Origin of the sequence: Pseudomonas tolaasii NCPPB 2192 (genome assembly GCF_002813445.1) — a bacterium.
Taxonomy (GTDB): domain Bacteria; phylum Pseudomonadota; class Gammaproteobacteria; order Pseudomonadales; family Pseudomonadaceae; genus Aquipseudomonas; species Aquipseudomonas tolaasii.
The window spans coordinates 2224274-2240411 of sequence record NZ_PHHD01000001.1 but is presented as its reverse complement, the minus strand read 5'-3'; the positions used below and the strand labels follow the sequence as shown (position 1 = coordinate 2240411).

The 16138-nt window shown below is 61.8% G+C and carries 13 protein-coding genes; 12 read left to right on the top strand and 1 reads right to left on the bottom strand.

What is annotated here, in order from left to right:
• Window positions 1-51 precede the first annotated feature (51 nt).
• The 12 genes from ATI14_RS10290 to ATI14_RS10235 all read left to right on the top strand — a co-directional run bounded on the left by ATI14_RS10290 (window position 52) and on the right by ATI14_RS10235 (window position 15318).
• Window positions 52-2013, top strand: a complete 1962-nt coding sequence (locus ATI14_RS10290) for a methyl-accepting chemotaxis protein (RefSeq protein WP_016972515.1) — start codon at window positions 52-54, stop codon at window positions 2011-2013.
• Window positions 2014-2275: 262 nt separating this feature from the next.
• Window positions 2276-2731 carry a type II 3-dehydroquinate dehydratase gene (aroQ, locus tag ATI14_RS10285; protein WP_016972516.1) on the top strand — a complete coding sequence of 152 codons (456 nt, stop codon included), beginning with the start codon at window positions 2276-2278 and terminating at the stop codon, window positions 2729-2731.
• A gap of 24 nt (window positions 2732-2755) precedes the next feature.
• Window positions 2756-3223: an acetyl-CoA carboxylase biotin carboxyl carrier protein gene (gene accB / locus ATI14_RS10280; RefSeq protein ID WP_016972517.1), complete on the top strand. Its 468-nt coding sequence runs from the start codon at window positions 2756-2758 to the stop codon at window positions 3221-3223.
• Window positions 3224-3240: 17 nt separating this feature from the next.
• Window positions 3241-4602 (top strand): acetyl-CoA carboxylase biotin carboxylase subunit, encoded by a 1362-nt coding sequence (gene accC, locus ATI14_RS10275; protein WP_017253856.1) that lies wholly within the window; start codon window positions 3241-3243, stop codon window positions 4600-4602.
• A gap of 271 nt (window positions 4603-4873) precedes the next feature.
• Window positions 4874-5752: a 50S ribosomal protein L11 methyltransferase gene (gene prmA / locus ATI14_RS10270; RefSeq protein WP_016972519.1), complete on the top strand. Its 879-nt coding sequence runs from the start codon at window positions 4874-4876 to the stop codon at window positions 5750-5752.
• Between the two features lie 30 nt (window positions 5753-5782).
• On the top strand, window positions 5783-7018 hold the full coding sequence (locus ATI14_RS10265) for a DUF3426 domain-containing protein (RefSeq protein WP_080520625.1): 1236 nt from the start codon (window positions 5783-5785) through the stop codon (window positions 7016-7018).
• 185 nt (window positions 7019-7203) lie between these two features.
• Window positions 7204-8217 (top strand): tRNA dihydrouridine synthase DusB, encoded by a 1014-nt coding sequence (gene dusB / locus ATI14_RS10260; protein WP_016972521.1) that lies wholly within the window; start codon window positions 7204-7206, stop codon window positions 8215-8217.
• Window positions 8214-8534 carry a DNA-binding transcriptional regulator Fis gene (gene fis, locus ATI14_RS10255; RefSeq protein ID WP_002555375.1) on the top strand — a complete coding sequence of 107 codons (321 nt, stop codon included), beginning with the start codon at window positions 8214-8216 and terminating at the stop codon, window positions 8532-8534. Before dusB ends, fis begins: the two co-directional genes overlap by 4 nt.
• 82 nt (window positions 8535-8616) lie before the next feature.
• Window positions 8617-10224, top strand: coding sequence for a bifunctional phosphoribosylaminoimidazolecarboxamide formyltransferase/IMP cyclohydrolase (gene purH / locus ATI14_RS10250; RefSeq protein ID WP_016972522.1), 1608 nt, complete (start codon window positions 8617-8619; stop codon window positions 10222-10224).
• Between the two features lie 167 nt (window positions 10225-10391).
• Complete coding sequence (purD, locus tag ATI14_RS10245; RefSeq protein ID WP_016972523.1) at window positions 10392-11684, top strand: phosphoribosylamine--glycine ligase; 1293 nt, start codon at window positions 10392-10394, stop codon at window positions 11682-11684.
• A 101-nt stretch (window positions 11685-11785) separates the two neighbouring features.
• A complete protein-coding gene (locus ATI14_RS10240) occupies window positions 11786-14557 on the top strand; it encodes a hybrid sensor histidine kinase/response regulator (RefSeq protein ID WP_080520626.1) in 2772 nt (923 codons plus the stop codon).
• Window positions 14558-14721: 164 nt separating this feature from the next.
• On the top strand, window positions 14722-15318 hold the full coding sequence (locus ATI14_RS10235; RefSeq protein ID WP_017253590.1) for a MarC family protein: 597 nt from the start codon (window positions 14722-14724) through the stop codon (window positions 15316-15318).
• Here the strand turns inward: ATI14_RS10235 and ATI14_RS10230 are convergent.
• Window positions 15315-16094, bottom strand: a complete 780-nt coding sequence (locus ATI14_RS10230; RefSeq protein WP_031320111.1) for a hypothetical protein — start codon at window positions 16092-16094, stop codon at window positions 15315-15317. The genes ATI14_RS10235 and ATI14_RS10230 overlap by 4 nt on opposite strands.
• Between the last annotated feature and the right edge of the window lie 44 nt (window positions 16095-16138).

The following is a 16138-nucleotide window of genomic DNA, read 5'->3' as shown; positions in this document are numbered from 1 at the left end:
GAAACGCAATAACTTCAGGCACTTATCTTTTGCTGTCGGTTGAAACCACGCATGCGCCTGAAGCTGCTGACCAATCTCAATACCCTCCTGTTGGTGGCCGTGTGCCTGGCACTTGGGGCGACGCTGTGGTGGTCGCAACGTGCATTGGAGCGGCCTTACCTGCTGATGGAGCGCTACCTCGGGCTGTCACAGACCTTCCAGAATCAGGCCGCGCGCAATATCGACGACTACCTGGGCAGCGGCGACGCCCTGCGCTTGAGCAGTGCCAGCCAAAGCCTGGAAAGCCTGTTGCAGCATCTGGATGAATTGCCCGCCGACCTCGCGCAAAACCTGCGCCCGAGCCTGACCGAACTGGACACGTTCAGCAAAACCGACCTGTTGGCCGCCGGCAAACTGGCCGGCGACCCACAAGCCTTGCTGCTGCAAGCCGAACGTGAGCTGGGGGCAAATCTGGAGCAACTGAGCCAGTACGCCATGGGCGTGAATTCGCCGGATGCCGCCCGCTATCTGCCGCCATTGCTGGCGGCGTCCCAACACCTCGGCAAACTGTCCCTGGCGCGCGACAAATTGGTAAGTAGCGGCCGCGCAGAATTGGCCGATGATGTAGAGCGCGAAATCGCCAGCATCCGCAGCCAGGCCGACCTGCTGGCGCAACTGCCCTTGCTGGGCGTGAAGGCCAGCAATGAATCCAGTGCCGATGATTTTTCCGCAATGATGGGCCTGGAAAACAGCGAAAAGACCGAAGTGCAAGACACCGGCGTCGACCTCAAGCGCGAGCTCAACAGCCTGCTGACCCGCTACCCCGCCGAACTCAAACGCACCCGCGAGCAGATCCAGCGGCGCGCCGACCTCGCCACCGGCACCCACCTGAAAATCGCCGCCGTGCAGCAAGCCATCGCCGGTCTGGAGCCGGTGGTGCGCGCGCAACACGGCAAGATCCAGGGCGAGGTGCGCCTTATGCAGGGCGTGATGATCGGCCTGATTTTGTTGATCGCACTGCTGATCGACACCCTGCAACGCCGTCTGGCGCGGGTGCTGACCAACCTGGCACCGGCCCTGTCGACGTGGGCCGAAGGTGATTTCAGCCAGTCGATTGCCCTCGGCAAGACCAACCGCGAGCTGCACGACATCGAAGCGTCGCTGAACCGCCTGCGCGCGTATCTGGTGGACCTGGTGGGCACCATCCGCGGCAATGCCGAGGAAGTGGCCGGCAGCAGCCGGGCCCTCGCCGAGTTGAGCAGCGGGTTGCATGACGGCGCAGAGCGCCAGGCCGGTGACACCGGGCAAATCCGTGATTCTCTGGGCGAACTCGAAGCGACGATCCAGCAAGTGGCCGGCGACGCCAGCCAGGCAGCCAGCGCCAGCCGCAGCGCGGGCCAGGCGGTGGAGCAAGGCCAGCGGGTGATTGGTTTGAGCCTGACGGGCTTGCACGCGTTGGTCGGTGAAGTGCAGCAAAATGCGCAAATGATCGAAAAACTTGCCGAAGAGTCCGCCACCATCGGCGGCGTGCTGACAGTGATTCGCTCAATTGCCGACCAAACCAACTTGCTGGCGCTCAACGCCGCCATCGAGGCCGCGCGGGCAGGTGAAGCCGGTCGCGGGTTTGCCGTGGTCGCCGACGAAGTTCGCTCGCTGGCGCAGCGTACCGCAGGCGCCACCGCCGAAATCCAGGGCTTGATCGCCGGCCTGCAAACCGCCGCGCATCAATCGGTTGAAGGTATGCGCGCCCAGGTCGAGCATGCCGAGTCCACCGCCCGGCAAGCCCAGGCGGCGGACGGCGCGCTGGATGAGATTGTCGGGGCGATCCGTACCATCTCCGAAACCGCCGTGCGCATCGCCGATGTGACCGCGCAGCAAAGTGGCGCCGTCAGTGAGATTCGCGACAACAGTGAGCGGATTCACCAGCTGGGCGAGGACAATTTGCTGCGTATTGGACAAGGGCGCAGCCAGGGTGAGCATTTGCTGGTGCTGGGCGGGCAGCTCAATACTGCCGTGCAGGCGTTTCGCGTGTGACCCAATCCATTGCCAAGTGAAGATCAAAATGTGGGAGCTGGCTTGCCTGCGATAGGGGTGGGTCAGCACCTTATTGTCAACTGACACACCGCTATCGCAGGCAAGCCAGCTCCCACACTGACCAAATTCAGCCTCACAGTCACAAATTTTGCGCAATCCTCGCTAATCGTGCCGCCTACTGCATAGAACTGGACAGTCACAAAGGCTTTGCGGCATAGTCGCCGGGTTCTGCCGTACCCACATCAATAACAAGGAACAGCCGATGGCGACCTTACTGGTTCTTCACGGACCCAACCTGAACCTGCTCGGCACCCGTGAACCGGGCGTCTACGGGGCAGTGACCCTGGACCAGATCAACCTCGATCTTGAGCGCAGGGCACGTGAAGCCGGCCACCATCTGCTCTACCTGCAAAGCAATGCCGAGTACGAATTGATTGATCGCATCCATGCCGCGCGCGGCGAAGGCGTGGACTTTATTCTGATCAACCCCGCCGCTTTTACGCACACAAGTGTTGCATTACGTGACGCGCTGCTGGCGGTGAGCATCCCATTCATCGAAGTGCATTTGTCGAACGTGCACAAACGCGAAGCTTTCCGCCATCACTCCTACTTCTCCGACGTAGCGGTAGGTGTGATCTGCGGCCTTGGCGCCAGCGGTTACCGACTGGCCCTGGAGGCCGCCCTGGAACACATTGAACAACCGGCCAAGCGCCCCTGACCGACCCTTGGGAGTTGATGATTCATGGATATCCGTAAAGTCAAGAAACTGATCGAACTGCTGGAAGAATCCGGTATCGACGAGCTGGAAATCAAGGAAGGCGAAGAATCCGTACGGATCAGCCGTCACAGTAAGACCCCGGCCCAACAGTTCTACGCACCACAAATGCAGGCTCCGGCTCCAGCCGCTGCTGCCCCGGCCGCCGCGCCTGCTGCCGCCGCCGCTGCTCCTGCCGCCCCGGCCGCGCCTGCGCTGAACGGCTTTGTGGTCAAGTCGCCGATGGTCGGTACTTTCTACCGCACCCCGGCACCGACCTCGCCAGCCTTCGTTGAAGTCGGCAAGACCGTGAAAGTGGGCGACACCATCTGCATCGTTGAAGCGATGAAGATGATGAACCACATCACCGCTGAAAAAGCCGGCGTCATCGAATCCATCCTGGTAGAAAACGGTCAGCCGGTTGAGTACGACCAGCCGCTGTTCACCATCGTTTGAACCGCGGAGCGCCTTCGATGTTGAAACCTGCGAAGAAACTGCAAAAAGTCCTGATCGCCAACCGCGGCGAGATCGCGCTGCGTATCCTGCGCGCCTGTAAGGAAGAGGGCATCAAGACCGTCGCTGTTTACTCGACGGCCGACACCGAATTGATGCACGTGAAGCTGGCGGACGAAAGCATCTGCATCGGCCCGCCACTGGCCACGAACTCGTACCTGAAAGTCTCGAACATCATTGCCGCTGCGGAAGTGACCGGCGCTGATGGCATCCACCCGGGCTACGGCTTCCTCGCGGAAAACGCCGACTTCGCCGAACAGGTGGAGAAATCCGGGTTTGCCTTCATCGGCCCGAAAGCCGAAACCATTCGCCTGATGGGCGACAAGGTTTCAGCCAAGGAAGCCATGATCGCAGCCGGCGTGCCAACCGTTCCCGGCTCCGACGGCCCGCTGCCTGAAGACGAAGAAACCGCTCTGCGCATCGGTCGCGAAGTCGGTTACCCGGTGATCATCAAGGCCGCCGGTGGCGGTGGTGGTCGCGGCATGCGCGTGGTGCACAAGGAAGAAGACCTGATCGAAGCTGCCAAGCAGACCCGTTCCGAAGCGGGCGCCTGGTTCGGCAACTCGATGGTTTATCTGGAGAAGTACCTGACCAACCCGCGTCACGTGGAAGTGCAGGTACTGTCCGACGGCCAAGGCCACGCCATCCACCTGGGCGACCGCGATTGCTCGCTGCAACGCCGTCACCAGAAGGTGCTGGAAGAAGCCCCGGCACCGGGCCTGGACGAAAAGGCTCGCCAGGAAGTACTGGCTCGCTGCGTCAAGGCGTGCATCGACATCAACTACCGTGGCGCCGGCACCTTCGAGTTCCTCTACGAGAACGGCCGTTTCTACTTCATCGAGATGAACACTCGCGTGCAGGTAGAGCACCCGGTATCGGAGATGGTCACCGGTATCGACATCGTCAAGGAGATGCTGAGCATCGCCGCCGGCAACGTGCTGTCCTTCACCCAGGACGACGTGAAGATCCACGGCCACTCCCTGGAGTGCCGGATCAACGCCGAAGACCCGAAAACCTTTATCCCGAGTCCAGGCCTGGTCAAGCATTTCCATGCGCCAGGCGGCAACGGCGTTCGCGTCGATTCGCACCTGTACAGCGGCTACAAGGTTCCGTCCAACTACGACTCGCTGATCGGCAAGCTGATCACCTGGGGCGCCACCCGCGACGAGGCCATGGCCCGTATGCGCAATGCCCTGGACGAAATCGTGGTGGACGGCATCAAGACCAACGTCCCGCTGCACCGGGACCTGGTGCGTGATGAAGGCTTTTGCGAAGGTGGTGTGAACATTCACTACCTGGAACACAAGCTGGCCAACCAGTAAGTGCTCTGAAACAACAAAGCCGCCTCCGGGCGGTTTTGTTGTTTCAGGGATATAAAAGACACCAGCAAACCCTGTGAGAGCTGACTTCTGTGGGAGCTGGCTTGCCTGCGATAGCATCGACTCGGTTTGACTGATAAACCCAGGTGCCTGCATCGCGGGCAAGCCCGCTCCCACACTTGTTATGTGTACACCCCTCCCGCCGCTCGCGTAAACTTGCGCCCTTTCGCAGCCCCACCCCGCTGCACACTCATTATTTTCAAAGGTGCCCGCCATGCCTTGGCTGCAAGTCCGTCTCGCCATCAGCCCAGAACAAGCCGAAACCTATGAAGACGCTTTCCTCGAAGTCGGCGCTGTCTCGGTCACGTTCATGGACGCCGAAGACCAGCCGATCTTCGAGCCCGAGCTCAACACCACCCCACTGTGGTCCCACACCCATTTGCTGGCCCTGTTCGAAGACGGCACCGATGCCGCCGCCGTGCTGGCCCATATGGAACTGCTCACCGGGAGCCCGCTGCCCGAGCACCACAGCGAAGTCATCGAAGACCAGGATTGGGAACGCAGCTGGATGGACAACTTTCAGCCGATGCGTTTCGGCCAGCGCCTGTGGATCGTGCCCAGCTGGCACGCCGCACCTGAGCCAAACGCCGTGAACCTGTTGCTGGACCCGGGCCTGGCGTTCGGCACCGGCACCCATCCCACCACTGCGCTGTGCCTGGAATGGCTCGACGGCCAGGATCTGAGCGACTGCAATGTGCTGGATTTCGGCTGCGGCTCGGGGATTCTGGCCATTGCCGCGCTGCTGTTGGGCGCCAAGGAAGCCGTCGGCACCGACATCGACGTGCAGGCGCTGGAAGCCTCGCGCGATAACGCCGGGCGCAACAACATTCCCGAAGGCAAATTCCCGCTGTATCTGCCGGAGCAATTGCCCCAGGTGCAGGCCGACGTACTCGTGGCAAATATTCTCGCCGGGCCGCTGGTTTCGCTGGCGCCGCAACTGTCGAGCCTGGTCAAGCCGGGTGGCCGCCTGGCGTTGTCGGGCATCCTCGCCGAGCAAGGCGAAGACGTGGCCGCCGCCTACGCGCAGGATTTTGATCTGGACCCGATCGCAAACCGCGATGGCTGGGTACGCATCAGTGGTCGTCGGCGCTAGAATGAGTGCTTGCCTGAATCGGATGGCCGCATGACCGACAGTTTCGTCACCCAGTGCCCGCATTGCCAAGCCCGCTTTCGCGTCAGCCACGCCCAATTGAGCGTGGCCCGTGGCGTGGTTCGCTGCGGCTTGTGCCTGCAAGTGTTCAACGCCGCCCGTCAGTTGCTGGAACAACGTGGCCAGGCGCCAGAACCTGAACAGCCCGCCACGGTTGAGCCGACGCCCGAGCCACCACGGGCCATCAGCCAGAAACAGTGGACAGCCGAAGAGCTGGACCTGGACAACCTGGACCTGGACGAAGAACTGGCCAAACTGGAACGCCGCGAAATTCAGCACACTCAACCCGTGAGTGCCGAACGCCGCCAGGCCGGCGCCGACCGCAGGCAAAAAGAAGAGCCCCTCAGCGCCAGCCGTGACACGGTCAAGGCCGAAGAAGAAAAGTGGGCGGCCAGCCTGTTCAGCGAACCGCCCGAGGAGCGTGCACACGCCCCCGAAGACGAACCTGAACCCGTCAAGGCAGCTGCCGCCAGGCCGCGCACCGAACCGTCGATGTCCTTTCATGTTGATGAGGTCGATGACGAACCGACGCTGCGCTCAACCTCCGACGATGACGACCTGGACCCACCCTTCAGCGCGGTCACCGACGAGCTGGACGAACCGGAACCCGAGGACCGTCCGCAGCCTCGCCGCAAGCGCCCACGCCCCGACGCCAGTGTTCACGACGACGTCCTGCAGGACCTGGAAGACGACCCGCTGCACCTGTATGCACACAAGCGCCCTTCCAGCTGGGCGCGCCGCCTGTTCTGGATCGTGTTGGTATTGCTGGCCGCCGCAGGCCTCGCCGGCCAATACATCGCCTATCAGTTCGACGACCTGGCCCGCCAGGACGCCTACCGCCCGTGGTTCCAGCAGCTGTGCCCGAGCCTGGGTTGCACCGTGCCATCGCGCGTCGACATCGCCCATATAAAAAGCAGCAACCTGGTGGTGCGCAGCAACCCGGAATTTGCCGGGGCGCTGGTGGTGGACGCGATCATCTATAACCGCGCGACGTTCTCCCAGCCGTTCCCGCTGCTGGAACTGCGTTTCGCCGATTTGAATGGCGGCCTGATTGCCAGTCGTCGCTTCAAACCTGCCGAATACCTGAGCGGTGAGCTGGCCGGAGTGAGCGAAATGCCCTCTCAGACCCCCATTCACATCTCCCTGGACATCCTCGATCCGGGCAGCAAAGCGGTGAATTACAGCCTGAGTTTCCACTCGCCCGAGTGAATCGCTTCACGTCCAGAGGTTTGACGGCGGATTCTTGACTGAGCCCGGCGCGACCAAACCGCTGGCGATAAAGAAATAACTGCTCAGATTTTATCCAATTCAGCCTTTATCCAGTCATCGAGAGCGGGTATCATGCCAACCCTTTTTCGAACTCTAATGATCCGGCCCCACAACAGGGAAGTCCTATGTCGGCGGTACGCATCGGCCCATACACATTGCAGAACGGCTTGATCCTCGCCCCGATGGCGGGTGTCACCGACCAGCCCTTTCGTCAGCTGTGCAAGCGTTTGGGCGCAGGTCTTGTAGTCTCGGAAATGGTCACCAGCGACATGAGTTTGTGGAACACCCGCAAATCGCGGATGCGCATGATCCACGAAGGTGATCCCGAGCCCCGCTCGGTACAGATCGCCGGTGGAGATGCACAGATGCTGGCGGAGGCGGCCCGGGCCAATGTGGAGCTGGGCGCGCAGATCATCGACATCAATATGGGCTGCCCGGCCAAGAAGGTCTGCAACAAGGCCGCCGGTTCCGCGCTGTTGAAAGATGAGCAATTGGTAGCCGAGATCCTGCAGGCCGTTGTCGCCGCAGTGGATGTGCCGGTTACCCTGAAGATCCGTACCGGCTGGGACCGGGACAACAAGAACGGCCTGACGGTGGCGAAGATCGCCGAACAGGCAGGCATTACAGCGCTGGCGGTGCATGGCCGCACCCGCGCCGACCTTTACACCGGTGAAGCCGAGTACGACACCATCGCCGCGATCAAGCAGGCGGTGTCGATGCCGGTCTTTGCCAATGGCGACATCGATTCAGCCGAGAAAGCCCGGCGCGTGCTGCACGCCACCGGCGCCGATGGCCTGTTGATTGGCCGTGCCGCCCAGGGGCGGCCGTGGATTTTTCGTGAGATCGAGCATTTTCTGCGTACCGGCGACGTGTTGCCGGCACCGGAGCTGATCGAGGTGGAACGTATTCTGCTAGAGCATCTGGCCGCCCTGCACGCCTTTTATGGAGACGTGATGGGAGTACGCATTGCTCGCAAGCATGTCGGCTGGTATCTCGCAACCTTGCCGGGCGCCAGGGAATTTCGCGCCCACTTCAATCGTTTGGATGATACGGAAGCACAGTGCGCCAACGTTCGTGAGTTTTTCAGCGAACGTTACAAGAGCCTGGGGACAGGGGACGGAGAGGGGGTGGCCGCATGACGATGATGACCGAGACTTTAGTGAGTGGAACAACACCCGTGAGCGACAACGTCAATTTGAAACAGCACCTCAACACGCCGAGCGAAGAAGGCCAGACCCTTCGCGGGAGTGTCGAGAAGGCGCTGCACAATTATTTCGCCCACCTTGAGGGCGCTTCCGTCACGGACGTGTACAACCTGGTGCTCTCCGAAGTCGAGGCGCCGCTGCTCGAAAGCGTGATGAACTACGTCAAGGGCAACCAGACCAAAGCCAGTGAGCTGCTGGGCCTGAACCGTGGGACCTTGCGCAAAAAGCTCAAGCAGTACGATTTGCTGTAAGCATTCAATCAAACCAGAAAGGCGCCCGCGTAAAAAACGGTCGCCTTTTTTGCTGACTCCTTTGCTTTTGATGGAAATTGAAATGACCGACCAGACTACCCGCCTGCCGATCCGCCGCGCCTTGATCAGCGTTTCCGACAAGACCGGCATCCTCGAATTTGCCCGGGAGCTGGAAGCCCTGGGCGTGGAAATCCTCTCCACAGGCGGGACCTTCAAACTGCTGCAGGACAACGGCGTGGCCGCAGTGGAAGTGGCGGACTACACCGGTTTTGCAGAAATGATGGACGGTCGGGTCAAGACCCTGCACCCGAAAATCCACGGCGGCATCCTCGGCCGTCGCGGCACCGACGACGCCATCATGGCCGAGCACGGCATCAAGCCGATCGACCTGGTCGCCGTCAACCTCTACCCGTTCGAAGCCACCATCAACAAGCCAGGCTGCGACCTGCCGACCGCCATCGAAAACATCGATATCGGCGGCCCGACCATGGTGCGCTCGGCAGCCAAGAACCACAAAGACGTGGCCATCGTGGTCAACGCCAGCGACTACGCCAGCGTGCTGGAAAGCCTCAAAGCCGGCGGCCTGACCTACGCCCAGCGTTTCGACCTGATGCTCAAGGCGTTCGAACACACCGCCGCCTATGACGGCATGATCGCCAACTACATGGGCACCGTGAACCAGGCCGCCGAAACCCTGAGCACAGAAGGTCGCAGCCAGTTCCCGCGCACCTTCAACAGCCAGTTCATCAAGGCCCAGGAAATGCGTTACGGCGAGAACCCGCATCAGAGCGCGGCGTTCTACGTGGAAGCCAAGCCAGCCGAAGTCGGCATCGCCACCGCGACCCAACTGCAAGGCAAAGAGCTGTCGTACAACAACGTGGCCGACACCGACGCCGCGCTGGAATGCGTGAAGAGCTTCGTCAAGCCGGCCTGTGTGATCGTCAAGCACGCCAACCCGTGCGGCGTGGCCGTCAGCCCGGACGCCGAAGGCGGTATCCGTCAGGCCTACGAACTGGCCTACGCCACCGACACCGAATCGGCGTTCGGCGGCATCATCGCCTTCAACCGTGAACTGGATGCCGAGACTGCCAAGGCGATCGTCGAGCGTCAGTTCGTTGAAGTGATCATCGCCCCAAGCGTCAGTGAAGAGGCTCGCGCCATCGTGGCCGCCAAGGCCAACGTGCGCCTGCTGGCCTGCGGCGAGTGGTCGGCCGAGCGTGCCGCTGCCTGGGACTACAAGCGCGTCAACGGTGGCCTGCTGGTACAAAGCCGCGACATCGGCATGATCGGCAGCCAGGACCTTAAAGTGGTGACCCAGCGCGCGCCGACCGAGCAAGAGATCAACGACCTGATCTTCGCCTGGAAAGTGGCCAAGTACGTTAAATCCAACGCCATCGTCTACGCCAAGAATCGCCAGACCATCGGTGTCGGCGCCGGCCAGATGAGCCGCGTGAACTCGGCACGTATCGCCGCGATCAAGGCTGAACACGCCGGTTTGCAGGTGGCGGGTTCGGTGATGGCCTCCGATGCGTTCTTCCCGTTCCGCGACGGCCTGGACAACGCCGCCAAGGCGGGTGTGACCGCCGTAATCCAGCCGGGTGGCTCGATGCGTGATGCTGAAGTGATTGCGGCTGCCGACGAAGCCGGCATCGCCATGGTGTTTACCGGCATGCGTCACTTCCGCCACTGATCCAACACAGCCGGTGGGCCCTGGCTTGTGTGGGAGCTGGCTTGCCTGCGATGGTATCGACTCGGTGCATCTGATACACCGAGTCGCCCGTATCGCAGGCAAGCCAACTCCCACAGAAAAGCAGCCCACGGTGTACCCCAGAATTTGCGTCATCCGAGGTTTTTGAAATGAATGTTTTGATCATCGGCAGCGGTGGCCGTGAACACGCCCTGGCCTGGAAAGTTGCCCAGGACCCGCGCGTCCAGAAAGTCTTCGTCGCACCCGGCAACGCCGGTACCGCCATTGAAGCCAAGTGCGAAAACGTCGCCATTGACGTGCTGGCCCTTGAGCAACTGGCGGATTTTGCTGAAAAGAATGTGTCCCTGACCATCGTCGGTCCGGAAGTGCCGCTGGTTGCCGGCGTCGTGGACCTGTTCCGCAGCCGTGGCCTGGACTGCTTCGGCCCGACTGCCGGCGCTGCGCAGCTGGAAGGCTCCAAGGCATTCACCAAGGATTTCCTGGCCCGCCACAAGATCCCGACCGCCGACTACCAGAACTTCACCGAGATCGAGCCGGCCCTGGCTTACCTGCGTGAGAAAGGTGCGCCGATCGTGATCAAGGCCGACGGCCTGGCTGCCGGCAAAGGCGTGATCGTTGCGATGACCCTGCAGGAAGCCGAAGACGCCGTGCGCGACATGCTCGCCGGTAACGCTTTCGGCGACGCCGGTTCGCGCGTGGTCATCGAGGAATTCCTCGACGGCGAAGAAGCCAGCTTCATCGTGATGGTCGACGGCAAGAACGTATTGCCGATGGCCACCAGCCAGGACCACAAACGCGTCGGCAACGGCGACAGCGGCCCGAACACGGGTGGCATGGGTGCTTACTCCCCTGCCCCGGTGGTCACCAGCGAAGTGCACCAGCGCGTCATGGACCTGGTGATCTGGCCAACCGTGCGCGGCATGGCTGACGAAGGCAACGTGTACACCGGTTTCCTGTACGCAGGCCTGATGATCGACAAGGCCGGCAACCCGAAAGTCATCGAGTTCAACTGCCGCTTCGGCGACCCGGAAACCCAACCGGTGATGCTGCGTCTGCAATCGAGCCTGGTACTGTTGGTAGAAGCTGCGCTGGCCCAGGCGCTGGACAAGGTTGAAGCGCAATGGGATCCACGCCCAAGCGTTGGCATTGTGCTGGCTGCCGGCGGTTACCCTGCCGACTACGCCAAAGGCGATGTAATTGAAGGTCTGGACGCGGCTGCTACGCTGGAAGGCAAGGTGTTCCATGCAGGCACCGCGCTCAAGGACGGCAACGTTGTAACCGCCGGTGGCCGCGTGTTGTGCGCCACCGCAATGGGTGCCAGTGTCGACGCCGCACAGCAACAGGCGTACAAGCTGGCTGCAAAAATCGACTGGAAAGGCTGCTTCTACCGCACAGACATTGGCTATCGCGCCATTGCCCGTGAACGCGGCGAGAGCCACTGAGTAGCTATCCGTTCGGTTAGGTGAGGGCCTCTGGCCCTTGCCGACTATATGTCGCCCCGCGCATAGTTAACCCGTGCATCAACCTACGAAGGGATTTCGCCGTGCGCTGGCTCAGGATCGCCATAGGTTTCACAGTCAGCCTGCTGACCCTGCTCTGCTTGTTCCCGGCCCAGGCCGCCGCGCAAGGCAGTGGTTGGGCGGTATTGCTTGATGAACAGGCCGACCTGCAACTGAGCGACATCCGTTCCGCCCGCTACACCAACCAATTCAGCCCCATCGAACTCGACCGGATTACCGCTGCGGAACCGGACGGTGCGCTGTGGGTACGCTTCAAACTGCAACCCGGCAAACACGAACAATTGCTGCGGGTATTCGCCCCGGACCTGTCCCACTTGAGCCTTTACGTGCTCGATGGCGATACCCTGATCGAGCAACAAACCACCGGCACCCGCCAACCCCAGGCGGAACGCCCGCTGCCCAGCAGCGACTTCATGTTGCCAATGCCCCAAAGCCAGAAGCCCCTCGAGGTCTATCTGCGCCTGGTCTCGGAACACGAACTGCGCCCCTACATCACCCTCGAACCGGCCGTATTGGCCGCCGCGGACCAGAACCAGACGCTGATCTATGGCCTGTTGTTCGGCGTGCTGTTGATGCTGATCCTGCACAACCTCACACGCTTCGCCTACCACCGCTCACGCAGCAGCCTGTGGCTGGCCGCCTGCGAAGTGCTGCTGATGCTCAGCCTGGCGCTGTTGCTCAACCTGGTGGGCCCGTGGCTGCCCAACTGGCACGCCGTGCAAACGCCCGGGGCCTACCTGGCCCTGCTGCTGACGGCACCGTGCGGGTTGATGTTTGCCTACCGCTTCTTCATGCCACTGGGCCCGCACCCGCTGAACAAACTGCTGATGGCCGACATCCTGTTTATCGTGCTGTGCGGCCTGCTGCTGTTGTTCGTCAACACTTTGCCACTGAACATCATTACCTACGCGCTGGTGGCCCTGGCCGGGTTGAGCATGTTGTTTGTCTCGGCCTATCACTGGCAAAAAGGCTATCGCCCGGCGCGCCTGTTCGTGGCCGCGATGGTGGTGTTCAACATTGGCACCCTGATCATCTTGCCGGCCCTGCTGGGCCTGACGCTGGTGGCGCCGCAAGGTCTGATCGTCACCCTGCTCGGCTTTATCTGCCTCAGCGGCCTGCTGATGAGCCTGGCCCTGGGCGAGCGCCAACGCGCCATTGTCGAAGCGCGCTTCAGCCTCAGCCGCGACCTGGCCGCCAGCAACGCCGAAATCGCCGCCAAGGCCGAGTTCCTGGCGAAGATCAGCCATGAAATCCGCACCCCCATGAACGGCGTGCTGGGCATGACCGAACTGCTGCTGGGCACACCGCTGTCGGTGAAACAGCGTGATTACGTGCAGACCATCCACAGCGCCGGCAACGAACTGCTGACGCTGATCAACGAAATTCTCGACATTTCCAAGCTCGAATCCGGGCAGATCGAACTGGATGACGTGCAATTCGACCTCAATGCCTTGATTGAAGATTGCCTGAGCATCTTCCGCGCCAAGGCCGAGCAGCAGAATATCGAGCTGATCAGCTTTATCCAGCCGCAGGTGCCGCGCGTGATCAGCGGTGACCCAACGCGCCTGCGCCAGGCGATGTTGAGCCTGCTGGAAAATGCCCTGCAAAAAACCGATGAAGGTGAAGTGCTGATCGTCGTCGCCCTCGACGAGCGCAGCACCAAACCGCGCCTGCGCATTGCCGTGCAGGACAGCGGCCTGCCGATGGAAGCCGCCGAGCGCGACGCACTGCTGCACAGCGAACTGCACAGCAAGAATTTCCTCTCGGCCACCCGCCTGAGCGGCCACCTCGGCCTGGTGATTGCCCGCCAGTTGATCCTGTTGATGAACGGCGAATTCGGCATCAAAAGTGGCAGCCACCAGGGCAGCACCCTGTGGCTGACCCTGCCGCTGGACCCGGAACGCCTGGAACACCCGACCTCCGACCTCGACGGCCCGCTCAAAGACGCGCGGGTACTGGTGGTGGACGACAACGACACCTGCCGCAAAGTGCTGGTGCAGCAATGCTCCGCCTGGGGCCTGAACGTCAGCGCCGTGCCGTCGGGCAAGGAAGCCCTGGCGTTACTGCGCACCAAGGCGCACCTGCGTGACTACTTCGACGTGGTGCTGCTCGACCAGAACATGCCCGGCATGACCGGCATGCAACTGGCGGCGAAGATCAAGGAAGACCCGAGCCTGAACCACGACATCCTGCTGATCATGCTCACCGGCATCAGCAACGCGCCGAGCAAGATCATCGCGCGCAACTGCGGGATCAAACGCATCCTCGCCAAACCGGTGGCCGGCTACACACTCAAAACCACCCTGGCCGACGAACTGACTCAGCGCAGCAAGGGTGTGATGCAGCCGCGCCCGGTCATCAGCGCGCCGGCGGCCGTTGCGGTACCCAGCGATTTCCGCATCCTGGTGGCCGAAGACAACAGCATCTCGACCAAAGTGATCCGCGGCATGCTCGGCAAGCTCAACCTCAACCCGGACACCGCCAGCAACGGCGAAGAAGCGCTGGAAGCCATGAAGGCCCAGCGTTACGACCTAGTGTTGATGGACTGCGAAATGCCGATCCTCGACGGGTTCTCCGCCACCCAGCAATTGCGCGCGTGGGAAGTCAGCCACCAGCGCATTCGTACGCCGGTGGTGGCGTTGACGGCGCATATTCTTTCCGAACACAAAGAACGCGCACGCCAGGCCGGGATGGACGGGCACATGGCCAAGCCGGTGGAGCTGTCCCAGTTGCGTGAGCTGGTGGAATTCTGGGTGGCGCAGCGTCAGCAACGCCCGGAACACGCGCCATCCTGATGATCGTTCCCACGCTCTGCGTGGGAATGCATCCCGTGACGCTCTGCGTCACTTTCGGAGCGGGACGCGGAGCGTCCAAAGCGGCATTCCCACGCTGAGCGTGGGAACGATCATCCGAGACTGTTAGACTCCCCCACGACCTCCCCAGCCCGCGAGCCGCCTCCATGCTCCACGTGTTATTCAGCGTCTACCTGAAAATGCTGGTGCTCTACAGCCCGTTCTTCGTGCTGTCCTGCTTCATCAGCCTGACTCGCGGCTACTCCAGCAAGGAACGCCGGCGCCTGGCCTGGAAAGTCGCGTTGGCCACGCTCGTGTCCAGCGTGTTGCTCTACCTGTTCGGCCGGGTGATTTTCAGTGTGTTCGGCATCACCGTAGACGCCTTCCGCATCGGCGCCGGCAGCGTGCTGTTCATCTCCGCCCTGGGCATGGCCCAGGGCAAATCAGCGGTGCAGACCGACAACGTGCAGCAGGATGTCACCATCGTACCGCTGACCATCCCGCTCACGGTCGGCCCCGGCACCATCGGCGCCCTGCTGGTGATGGGCGTCAGCCAGCCGCATTGGGACGACAAGATCATGGCGATTCTCAGCATCGCCCTGGCCAGCCTCACGGTGGGCGTGGTGCTGTACCTGTCCAACCGTATCGAGCGCATCCTCGGCGACCAGGGCTTGCAGATTGTCAGCCGGTTGATGGGGTTGTTCGTGTGCGCCCTGGCCGCGCAAATTATCTTTACCGGGGTTCGCGGCTACCTGGTGCCCTAGATCCGGTATTTGGCAATCGCCAGTTGCACCTTGTCACCCGCGCTTTCGCGCATCAGGCGGATGGTTTTTTCGTTGACCACCGAGGTATTCAGCGCCAGGCAGGTCTGCCCGCTGAAGGCCTCGAACGAGGAGCTGTCCCACTCCAGAAACGGCAACCCCGCCTGTTTGTTCACGCCATGGCTGCTGTACGTCACCAGCACCATCATGACCTCGCCATCGGTTTCGGCGCAGGACGCCAGGCCAAAATCGCCGCCCTGATGCACCGTACTGTTGCGTTTGAACAACTCGAAAGACGCCGGTTGCCGCTTCAACGCCTCCAGCGCATCGGCGGCCAGTTTCGGCAGCACGGCAAGCAGCGGTCCGGCCAGCGAGCTGGTCGCCAGCATTGCCGCAATCATGTTCAGCGCCGCCAACTGCACCGTCAGCCCCTTGCCGGCGCTTGAAACCCGCTCGAAACTGCTGCGCACCGGCAGCCAGCCCAGGCTGATCATGACCTGGATAAATTCGTCGTACCAACGCTCCGTGCCCCGGCTGACCTTCAGCACATCGCTCACATAACTGCTGGCCAGCAGATAGCTTTTGCGGATGTACTCGCGGTTCAACGCCGACATGCCCTCCACAAACGAAATCACGCCGTTGTTCACCACGGCTGCGTTGCTGTCATCTTCGCCGTCCAGTGGCACCGTGGCAGGCAACCCCGGCGCCCCTGGCAGCTTATAGGCGGCGATCAGCTTGCGTCGTTTCACGCTGTTGATCCTGCGGTGATGTCGCTCCATTTTCTGTTCTCCACAAACACCCCGACACGGGGCTTGTGCTCACA